The sequence below is a fragment of the Streptomyces sp. NPDC007863 genome (assembly GCF_040633895.1).
GTDB lineage: Bacteria > Actinomycetota > Actinomycetes > Streptomycetales > Streptomycetaceae > Streptomyces.
Genome location: NZ_JBEYEI010000005.1, coordinates 416,101 through 423,759, shown reverse-complemented (window position 1 = coordinate 423,759; position 7,659 = coordinate 416,101). Strand labels below are relative to the sequence as shown.

6 protein-coding genes are annotated in these 7,659 nt (G+C 70.2%); 4 read left to right on the top strand and 2 right to left on the bottom strand.

What is annotated here, in order from left to right:
• Positions 1–1,185: hypothetical protein (locus ABZ621_RS11150; protein ID WP_360602988.1), on the bottom strand; the 1,185-nt coding region annotated here is incomplete at its 3' end.
• Positions 1,186–1,314: 129 nt separating this feature from the next.
• Positions 1,315–2,355 carry a helix-turn-helix transcriptional regulator gene (locus tag ABZ621_RS11145; RefSeq protein ID WP_360602986.1) on the bottom strand — a complete coding sequence of 347 codons (1,041 nt, stop codon included), beginning with the start codon at positions 2,353–2,355 and terminating at the stop codon, positions 1,315–1,317.
• 141 nt (positions 2,356–2,496) lie between these two features.
• On the opposite strand from ABZ621_RS11145, the gene ABZ621_RS11140 reads away from it, so the two are divergent.
• The 4 genes from ABZ621_RS11140 to ABZ621_RS11125 are packed head-to-tail and all read left to right on the top strand — an operon-like array spanning position 2,497 to position 7,642.
• Positions 2,497–3,798, top strand: coding sequence for an ATP-grasp domain-containing protein (locus tag ABZ621_RS11140; RefSeq protein ID WP_360602984.1), 1,302 nt, complete (start codon positions 2,497–2,499; stop codon positions 3,796–3,798).
• 7 nt (positions 3,799–3,805) lie between these two features.
• Positions 3,806–5,032, top strand: a complete 1,227-nt coding sequence (locus ABZ621_RS11135) for an MFS transporter (protein ID WP_360602983.1) — start codon at positions 3,806–3,808, stop codon at positions 5,030–5,032.
• Positions 5,033–5,090: 58 nt separating this feature from the next.
• Positions 5,091–6,353 carry an ATP-grasp domain-containing protein gene (locus ABZ621_RS11130; RefSeq protein ID WP_360602981.1) on the top strand — a complete coding sequence of 421 codons (1,263 nt, stop codon included), beginning with the start codon at positions 5,091–5,093 and terminating at the stop codon, positions 6,351–6,353.
• Positions 6,350–7,642: a biotin carboxylase gene (locus ABZ621_RS11125; RefSeq protein ID WP_360602979.1), complete on the top strand. Its 1,293-nt coding sequence runs from the start codon at positions 6,350–6,352 to the stop codon at positions 7,640–7,642. Before ABZ621_RS11130 ends, ABZ621_RS11125 begins: the two co-directional genes overlap by 4 nt.
• Positions 7,643–7,659 lie beyond the last annotated feature (17 nt).

Below are 7,659 nucleotides of genomic sequence, written 5' to 3'. Positions count from 1 at the left end.
CCTCCGCCCCCCTCCCCCCCACCCCCACAACCCCCCCCCAAGTAAACCCCCAGGCCCAAATAGTGAACCGTGCCCCCCGCAAAACACGCCCGATACTCGTCCAACCCCACCACCCCCCCCCCCCCCGCCCGTCTCGTGTGCCGGTTCCCCGTGTGCCGGTTCCTCGGGGGCGGAGGTCTGCGATCCGGCGAGCTGGCCCAGCCGGTAGCCGAGCTGGAAGCGGGTCTCCGCTTCGAGGTCCGCCTTGAGTTTCGCCAGGTGGGAGGCGTACGCGCGGGTGCTGAGCCCGATGCGCTTCGCGATCGCGTTGTCGCTGTCGCCATGGATGAGGCAGCGGATGATGGTCTCCCGCAGCGCCCCGCTCAACTGGCTGGATTCGTTCGGTGTGCGGGAGCCCTGGAAGGGTTTGGCGCGCTGCCAGTTCCGCTCGAACACCTCGGCCAGGAACCGCACCACGGCCGGATCCCGTACGACGACGGCCTGGTCCCGGGCGGTGTTGGCGGGGATGACCGCGAGGGCGCGGTCCACGATGATCAGCCGGTCGAAGAACTCGTCGAGCGTCCGGATCTGCGCGCCCAGCGCGGATATCTCGCTCACGTAGTCACGGGTGGGGCCGTCGTGCCAGGCGGTGTGCTGGTAGAGGGTCCGCACCTTGACCCCGCGGTCGAGCAGCGCCGCGGTCTGCCGGCGGATCGCGTGCAGGGTGGCCTGCGGCCGGGGGCCGCCGGGCTGCGCCGTGAACAGCTCCTCCGCGCACTGCTGCACCGATTCGTTGACGATCGAGCTGATGGCGGCCTTGCCCTCGATCCGCACGATCGGCACGCCGTCCGACGCGCCCGAGGCCGGACGGGACTCGGCGATCAGCGGGCGGAGCAGCTCCGTGAGGCTGCGCGCCTCTTCGAGCATCATCAGCGCCGAGGAGCGCAGCTGCGCGCCGAGACGGGCCTCGACGATTCCCGGGTCCACGGCGGTCAGTTTGTCCGGAACGGAATCGTCCGCGTCCAGCATGCCCATCGAGAGCAGCTCTTGGAGCACCTCCCGGTCCTCGTCCGCGTCCGCCGAGTCCGGACCGTTTTCGGAAAGGGTCGGCACACGTCTTCGCTGCGAATCCCTGCACAGCAGATTGACGTATGCCGCACGAGCCTTTGCGCTGAGGATGGGCGTCACTGGCTGCTGCGGTTGCATGGCTGACTCCGGTGAGAGTGGCGATCATCACGCGAAACGGGGCGAAGGGTAGCCCGCCTGCCTGTGTGGTGAACGGTTAGTTACGGTCAACTTGGCTGGATCATAGAGCTGTTGCCGCCCATGGAGCGGCTATTCGCCCCCGTCCGTGTCAAGTCGGAGTCCCAGCTGGTGGGCTTTGTAACCCGCCTGGAATCGGCTTTCCGCACCCAATTCGTCCGTGACGTCCTTCACGTGGCGGCGCAAAGTGCGGGTGGCCATCCCCAGCCGCTTGGCGATCGTCTCGTCCTTCAGGCCGGCCGCCATCAGCCGCAGGATCGTGAGCCTCTGCGCCTCCGGGGGCTGGGGCGGGTCTGGCTGGATCGCGTCGAAGGGGCGGCCGGACTCCCACAGGCTCTCGAACATCCGGTACAGGAAGCCCACCACCGTCGGGTCCGTGACGACCGAGGCGCCCTGCGGCCCGCCCGCCGTCCGCTGCTGCGGCACGAACGCCGTCTCCCGGTCGAAGATGATGATCCGGTCGAACGCCTCGGCGGTGGTACGGATCTCGGCACCGGCCGCCGACACCGTGCGCACGTACATCTGCGTGCTCAGGCTGGCCCGGGCCGTGTGCTGGTAGAGCGTGCGCAGCCGGACCCCGCGGTCCAGCATCGACAGGCTCTCCTCGATGATGCCGCGCAGCGTGTCGGAGCTGCGGCCGCCGCCCGGCTGGATGCTCACCATCTCCTCGGTGCACAGCCGGGTCATCAGGGACAGTTCCCGCCGGACGTCGTCCGCCTCGCCGAAGGTGCGCACCCCGTCGGCGCGCCGCCCGGTGCGCTCGTGCTGCGTGAACAGCGGCGCCAGGGGGCGCAGCCGGGTGTGGATGTCCACCAGCTCCTGCTGCCGGCGGCGGATCTCCTGCTCCAGCGGGGCGCGGACCGCCATCTCGGCGATCGTGGGGTCCGTCGGTATCAGGCCGTCTCCGCAGCCGGCGGGCAGCAGCAGGCCGAGTTCGAGTAGGTTGTCCCGCGCGCGGGTCAACTCGGTTCCGGAAAGCCCGAGTTCGTTTTCCGCCGCGGTCAGGTCGGAGTCGCGAAGCACACCGCTGCGCAACACCCACGCGTAGACGGTCAGCGATTCCGGCGCCAACTGAGCCGTGCCATCGGGGCTTTGTGTCCCTGAACGCTCCATTTGTCGAGAACCTCTTCTGGTCTGTCCACATTGGGACACCGAGTATCTCTCCACCCGGCCCGCGCCTGCTGCGAGAGTCTTCTCATCGCGCTGGACGGCACGCGTCGCGCGACTTCTGAAAATTCCCCGAAGGGGTGAATCATGCGCAGAATCGCTTTCCTGCGTTCTATTGAGATCCAGCAGACCAAGCCCTTTCTGACGGCGCTCGAAGGGCGTTTCCGGAAGGATGGCATCGAGGCCAAGCTCTTCTACACCGACGGCGATTGCGGCCCGGAGGACTTTCCCGGGGAATCCGAGAAGATACCCGGTGACATCTCCGCGGACGAACTTGCCAAGAAGGTCATCGACTGGGGCGCCGACGGTGTCGTCTCCCTGTCCATCGCCGACGAGAACGCCCTGCGCGACGCGGTGGTGAAGCGCCGTCTCCAGACGGTCGGCATCCCGATGACCGCCCACAGCCTGGACGCGGTCACCCTCACCGGCAACAAGTGGGAGACCAAGCGCCTCCTGGAGCAGCACGGGCTCGACACCCCGCCGGGGCTGCTGGTCGACAACGACGTCCTCGCCGGCCGGGGCCTGGCGATTCCCGCCTATGTGGACGCGATAATGATCCAGATATCCGACATGGGATATCCGTTGATCAGCAAGCCGCTCTGGGACTGCATGGGCGCCGGAATGGTCTCCATTCCCGACGAGGCGGCCCTCGAACGCCACCTGTCCGAAGGCGAGCACCACGGCAATTTCATCCTGGAGCAGTGCGTCTCCGGTGAGATCTGCTCGGTGGAGGTGGTCGGCGCCGACGGCGAGTACGTGGTCCAGCCCCGCGTGTGGCAGGGACCGGCCGAACTCGGCCCGGTCTTCAACTTCGGCCGGCTGCGTTACGTGGCTCCGCGCGAGCCGCACGACCGGGACTTCGCGCCGGTGGCCGAGAAGCTGAAGGGCCTCTGCCGCGAGGTCGGCTTCAGCGGGGCCGTGGGCCTCGACATGATCTACGAGGACGGGGTCTACCAGATCCTGGAGATCAACCCCCGGGTGACCGGCACGACCACCCCGTGCATCGCGTCCACCGACTTCAACACCTACGACGTCCTGCTGTCCATCCTCGACGGCAGCTGGCCCGAGCACCCCGAGCCGCGCGAGGGCATCAAGCGGGTGTGCCTCCAGTTCCCGGTCCGCGAGCTGTCCCCGGAGTTCGTCTCCGACGTGACCCGCGAGCTGGACGTCGTACGGACCCAGACCCTCACGATCGACGGGGTCGAGCACCCCAACATCGTCATCACCTGCGAGCTGGAGGACCGGGCGGCCCTGCCCGCGAAGCTCGAATCCCTCTGGCAGCGCCACGCCTTCACGGACCGGTCCTTCCTGCGGCAGATCGCGGTGGCCATCGGCGTGGCGGACGCCCCGACCGACACCGGTGCCGGCACCGAGGAACGGAACCGCTGACATGCGCATGGACGGCTACAGAAAGGTCGTCGCCCACCCGGGCATCGGCCCGCTCATGGTGCTCGGCTTCTTCGCGAAGATCGCCGTCGTCGCGATCCCCGTCGTGATGAACCTCGGCGTCGTCCTCGGTCTCGGCCGCGGCTTCGGGGCCTCCGGCCTGGTGATCGCCCTCTGGACGGTCGGCGTCGCCATCGGCGGCCCGGTCCAGGGCAAGCTGATGGACCGCTACGGCGTCCGCCGGGTGCTCGCCGTGTCGGTGGCCGGCCAGGCGCTCTTCTGGGGCCTCGGACCCGCCCTCCCGTACGAGGCGCTCGCCGTCTCCGCGGTCGCCTGCGGCCTGCTCAACCTCCCCGGCTTCGCGATCGTCCGGCTGAGGCTCGCCGTGGCCATCCCGGAGGAGCAGCGGCACACGGCCTTCGCGCTGGACGCGATGACCTCCAACATCTCGTACATGGTCGGCCCGGCGCTCGGCGTCACCATCGCCACCGCCATCTCCAGCGACGTGTCGATGCGCGGGCTCGGCCTGATCGTGTCCCTCGCCGGAATCGGCCTGTGGCTGCTGAACCCGCAGGTCAGGGACGAGGTCAAGGGGACGGACGCGCCCTCCGCCAAGCCGGCGAAGGTGCCCTTCAGGACCTGGTTCAGCCCGGCCCTCGTCCCGGTGCTCATGGCCACCACCGCCACCACCCTGGCCACCGCCGGCTACGAGGTCGCGATCGTCGGCGGCCTGCGCGAGGCCGGACAGGTGGAGTGGTCGGGACTGGTCCTCACCGTCTGCGGTCTGTGCTCCCTGATCGGCGCGCTGATCTACGGCACGCTGAAGAACCCCCCGTCCTTCGCCCTGATCTCCGGCCTGGTCGGCCTGACCACCGTCGTGGGCGGCTTCGCCACCGGCGACTGGCGCTGGCTGTGCCTGGCCATGGTCCTGCCCGCCGCCCTGTGCTCGCCCGCCTTCGCCTCGACGGCCAGCGCGGCCAGCGGACTGGCGCCGGCCGGCGCCCGCGGAGTGGTCATGGGCTGCTACAGCGCCGCCCTCACCCTCGGCAACAGCATCGGGGCCCCGCTCTCCGGCACCGTCCAGGACGCGATGAGCCCGATGTGGGCCTTCGTGATCATCGGCGCCGCCGGCGCCGCCCTCTCCGTCCTGGCCCTCGCGGGCAGCGCCTGGAGCGCCAAGCGGGCCGAGCCGGCCGCGGAGCCGGCGCCGCGGGCCCTCGCCGAGTCCGCGTCCTGACCCACCCCCCCACCCACGTACAGCTGCGTGGGGATTCCCACCCCAGCAAGGAGTTCCCGTGACCATCAAGGGTTACGTCGCGATCGTCGACGCCTTCGCGCCCGCGCGCTTCTTCCCGCCGGAGTTCGAGAAGGCCGGATACCGCTGCATCCGGGTCCAGAGCACCGCCGAGATCCCCCCGGCCTTCGCCGGCTCGCTCGACCTCTCCCTCTACGAGGACAACATCGTCCACCTCGGCGACCTCGACGAGACGATCGAGGCCGTCGGCGCGTACCAGCCGGTCGCCGTCTTCTCCGGCAGCGAGTTCGGCGTCGAGTTCGCCGACCGGCTCAGCGAGGCGATGGGCCTGCCGACCAACGGCACCCGGCACAGCGCCGCCCGTCGCGACAAGTTCACGATGATCGAGACCATCAAGGCCGCCGGCGTGCGCGGCGCCCGGCAGATCCTCGCCACCAGCGCCGAGGAGCTCGCCGACTGGCACCGGGAACTGGGCCGCCGGATCGTCGTCAAGCCGGTCAAGAGCGCCGCCAACGACGGCGTCCACTTCTGCTCGACCCCGGAGGAGAGCGCGCGGGCCTTCCGCGAACTCACCGGCGCGGCCAATGTGTTCTCCGAGGTCAACGAAGGGGTGGTCGCCCAGGAGCACCTCTTCGGCGGCGAGTACATGGTCAACACCGTCAGCCGTGACGGCCGCCACCACGTCACCGACATCATCGCCACCTCGCGCATCTCCGTGAACGGCGTCCACGACATCAGCAACTCCGTCCACCTGATGCCCCGCCACGGCGAGGTGCAGGACCGGCTCGTGCCGTACGCCTTCGAGGTGCTCGACGCCCTCGGCATCAAGCACGGCCCCTCCCACATCGAGCTCAAGTTCACCGCCGAGGGCCCGGTGCTGATCGAGATGGGCGCCCGCATCTGCGGCGGCGACCTCCCGCACTACGTGCAGCACGCCACCGGCGAGTCCCCCTTCGACTGGACCGTCGAGGCGTTCACGAACCCCGAGGGCTTCGCGGAGCGCTGCGACGACCCGTACGAGATCAAGCGCTGGTTCGCCTCCGTCGGCCTGGTCGCCGCCAAGACCGGCCCGCTGAAGTCGCTGCGCCACCTGGAGGACATCGAGCGGCTGGAGAGCTTCCACGACCTCTCGCAGTTCGTCCCGCTGGGCGGCACGGTCGTCCCCACCGTCAACGACAGCACCTACGTCGGCTTCGTCCGCCTCTTCCACGAGATCGAGGAGGTCGTCATGCGCGACATCGGCACCATCCACTACCTCGACGGCGACGGCATGTACGAGATCGAGGGCGAGGGCGGGGCGTGACCACCACCGCGGCGCGGGGCCTCCCGCACATCGTCGTCATCAACCGCTGGCGCGAGCGGTACGCCCGCTACGCCGAGTACCTGGACCACACCACGCACCACGTCTCGTACATCTCCACCGAGGTGGGCCTGCCCTCCGTGCCGGAGGAGGCCGGGGACGTCGTGACCGTCGAGCGCACGGACGACCTGGAGGCGGTGCGCGCCGCGGTGCGGGTGCTGGCCGTGCGGCACGGCAGGCCCGAGCGGATCGTCGCCCTCAAGGAGGACGACCTGCTGATCGCGGCGGCGCTGCGCGAGGAGTGGGACTGCCCGGGGCAGCGGACCGCACAGCTCGCGAAGTTCCGGGACAAGTACCTGATGGCCTCCGCCGTCGCGGAGGCCGGCCTGGAGCTGCCGGAGTTCGAACTCGCGACCGACGAGGCCACGGTCCTCGACTTCGCCGGCAGGTACGGCTGGCCGGTCATCGTCAAGCCGGTCATGGGGAGTTCGAGCGAGGGCGTCGCCAAGCTCGACGGCCCCGAGGAGCTCGCCTCCCTGCGCCTCGACGACGGGCCGATGATGGTCCAGCGCTTCCACCCCGGGCTCATCTACCACGTGGACGGCGTGTTCACCGGCGAGGAGATCCGGCACGTCCGGGCCTCCCGGTACGTCAACACCTGCCTCGGCTTCCGGGCGGGGGACTTCCTCGGCTCGGTCGAGGAGGACGACGAGGCCGTCAACCAGGCGATCAGGGAGGCCGCGGCCGGCTATCTGCGCGCCCTGTCCGACGAGCCGCTCGTCTTCCACCTGGAGGTGTTCGTCGACCGCTCCTCCGGAACCCCCCGGTGCAGCTTCCTGGAGGTCGGGGCGCGGGTGGGCGGGGCCGAGATCCCCTTCGTCTGGCGTGAGGTCCACGGGTACGACCTGATGGACGCGGCGTTCCAGCTCCAGCTCCAGCGGCCGATCCCGGAGGGGGAGCCCGGCGCGAGCGGGGAGGTCGGCGGCTTCCTGATCGTCCCGGCCCCGGAGGCCCGGCCCTGCCGGATCACCGAGGTGACCTCCATGACCGGGCGGGTTCCCGGACTGTACGCGGAGGCGCTGCTGGAGGTCGGCGAGGTGCTGCCGCTGGCGGACGCGTACTACGAGCACGTCGGCGGGCGGTTCCGCTTCCGCGGGGCCGGGAGCGCCGAGGTCGAGGCGGCCGTCGTCGCCGCCGCGACCGGGTTCCGGGTGGCCGGGGTGCCGGCCGACGCGCCGCAGGGCGCCACCGGGGCGCCGGACGCCCTGCTGTCGGCGGCCGGCGGGCGCTGACCCGTCGCCCGCCCGCC

Bases quoted from the DNA above. Each gene is read 5' to 3' on its own strand.
- ABZ621_RS11135 (WP_360602983.1), top strand. From the start codon at position 3,806: ATGGACGGCTACAGAAAGGTCGTCGCCCACCCGGGCATCGGCCCGCTC.
- ABZ621_RS11145 (WP_360602986.1), bottom strand. From the start codon at position 2,355: ATGGAGCGTTCAGGGACACAAAGCCCCGATGGCACGGCTCAGTTGGCG.
- ABZ621_RS11140 (WP_360602984.1), top strand. From the start codon at position 2,497: ATGCGCAGAATCGCTTTCCTGCGTTCTATTGAGATCCAGCAGACCAAG.